We start from the raw sequence: 2,011 nt of genomic DNA, 5'->3' as shown, positions 1-2,011 counted from the left end.
CAGGCCCGCGCTGGGGCGCAAGGCGCATTCCAGCGCCATGTCAAAGCGCTGGAAATAAGCCGCCAGTGGCGGCCCCAGTTGCGCGTCGTCGTCGATCAGGAGGATGCGGTGCATCAGGCATTGTCCCACTCACCCGTGCGCACGAGGGGGGTGCGTCACAGGCGTTTTGCGGCGGTCTTAACCGCGGTGGAACCAGCCGCCGCGGTGTTCCATGAAGTCGCGCACCTTTTGTTGCTGGGCCGGGTTCAGGCTGTCGTAAAAGTCAGCCAGGGCGGCGATGACTTCCGGACTCTTGCTTTGCAACGTCGTGGTTTTTTCCGTGACCAGGGCCTGCGCGCGGGTCCGGTCAAATTTGTCGCCGGCCAGCAGCGCCTTCACGTCGGCACGCGGGTCTTTGGTCTGGCCCATCAGGGCAATGCGCTGTTCCTGCAGCTTGTCGGCCAGCACGGTGAGGCGCTGCTTTTGATCCGCATTGAGGTCGAGGCGGCTCGCCACGCGGTCGATCATCTTGCCGCGGTACTGGGCGGTTTCTTCGGCACTCATGTTGGCACCGAAGCCATGGTGGCGGTGGCCGCAGCCGGTGAGGCCACCCACCAGGATGGAGGCGCCGAAGAGGCCGATCAGGGAGCGTTTGATCCAGGGTTTCATGACAGTGTTTCCTATTGCAAGAAAGGGTTGAACATGGCTGTCATGATGCCGGGCGCCAGCGGCGGCGTCCTGTCTGCGCGGTATCGCTTTGTTGCGGTTTGTTTCAGGCGCCGGCGCGGCAGGCGCCGCGGTCGCTTAACTGTCCCAGTCGCCGCCGCCGTCACCGCTGGCCATGGAGGAGCTACCGTCATCCCATGAGCCGGCATCGTTGACGCCGAAGTTCTGTCCACCCATGTCGTTGTTGCCGGCAAAAGGCTCGTAGCCGTTGTTGTTGGCCAGGTTGTCGTGCTGGCGCGCGGAATGGTCGTCATTGCCCATCAGGCTCTTGCCAATGGCTTGCGCCGCCATCACGCCGGCGCCCACCGCCAAGCCGGTGGCCAGGCCGCCCATCACCTTGCCGCCCAGGCCCATGCCGGGCGCTTGGCCGTAGCCAGGCTGGCCATAGGCGGGTTGACCGTAGCCTGGCGCCATGGCGCCGCCACCGACGTTGTTGCCCATGCCAAAACCCTGCGGACCATTCAGGCCACCTTGCATGGCCCCCTGATTCGCATAAGCGCCTTGCGGCATGAATTCCGGCGTCGGTTTTTTGCGCAGCATATAAATGCCGATGGCGATTGCCCCGCCGCCCAGCGCCAGGACCAGGCCCCACGGGATCGATGACCTTGGCGCGGACGATGGCGCGGAATACGCAGCGGGTGCGCCCGCACCCATCGCGCGGCTGGTGCTGCCGTTATTGGCTGGCACGTTGTTCTTGCCAGCCAGTTGGGCGCGCAGCGCCTGCACCGCTTCGGGCTTGGCAAATGGCAGGCCCGGAGCCAGCTTTTCAGCCGAGGCCAGCGCTTCACGCGCGTGGCTTATCTTGCCCTGGCGCGCCGACAGTTCAGCCTGCACAAAATGCGCCTTGGCACTGCCCGGATGGGCCACCAGCACTTGCTGCATCATCACCTGGGCCTGTTCCAGGCGCCCGGCCTGCGCTTCGTCGTAAACCTGCTTCAGCGTGGGCTCTGCTTGCGCCATGGCGAAGCCAAAGCTCAGCAAGGCCGCGACAGCCAGCCACTTGCCAACGCGCTGCGTGATGGATCGGTTCAACATCGGTTTTTGCCCTTAAAAGGTAGTTAACTTACTTCGGCGAGATGGTGGCAACTGTTCGTAAAACAAGTGCACCCAAGCCATTTTCCAGAAATTCTTCAAGCCAAATTGGCCTCTACCCCCCGCAGTATATGCGCGAGCAGCTATTTTATTTATAGCAGTCAGCTAGCGGCTTACCCGCCCAGCTGCTGCTCCAGATCGTGCAGCACCTGGTAGCACGGCAGCACCTGGGCCACGCTGCTGTTGGGCTGGCGCCCTTCGCGGATGGCGGCGA

At 63.6% G+C, this 2,011-nt stretch carries 3 protein-coding genes; all 3 read right to left on the bottom strand.

Annotation, left to right across the window (positions count from 1 at the left end; genetic code table 11):
• Positions 1 to 177: 177 nt before the first annotated feature.
• On the bottom strand, positions 178 to 648 hold the full coding sequence (locus B3V69_RS03690) for a Spy/CpxP family protein refolding chaperone (RefSeq protein ID WP_296443910.1): 471 nt from the start codon (positions 646 to 648) through the stop codon (positions 178 to 180).
• Positions 649 to 783: 135 nt separating this feature from the next.
• Entirely contained in the window at positions 784 to 1,740 is a 957-nt protein-coding gene (locus B3V69_RS03685) for a tetratricopeptide repeat protein (protein WP_296443908.1), read from the bottom strand.
• 170 nt (positions 1,741 to 1,910) lie between these two features.
• The coding region (locus B3V69_RS03680; RefSeq protein ID WP_296443978.1) for a hypothetical protein at positions 1,911 to 2,011 on the bottom strand (101 nt) is incomplete at its 5' end.

It is taken from the genome of Rhodoferax sp. UBA5149, from assembly GCF_002413825.1.
In the GTDB taxonomy this organism is placed as follows: Bacteria; Pseudomonadota; Gammaproteobacteria; order Burkholderiales; family Burkholderiaceae_C; genus Rhodoferax.
The sequence above is the reverse complement of the archived record's forward strand: the minus strand, read 5'-3'. Positions and strand labels throughout refer to the sequence as shown.

Excerpts from the sequence above, each read along its gene's own strand:
- B3V69_RS03690 (WP_296443910.1), bottom strand. The coding sequence starts at position 648 with ATGAAACCCTGGATCAAACGCTCCCTGATCGGCCTCTTCGGCGCCTCC.
- B3V69_RS03685 (WP_296443908.1), bottom strand. The coding sequence starts at position 1,740 with ATGTTGAACCGATCCATCACGCAGCGCGTTGGCAAGTGGCTGGCTGTC.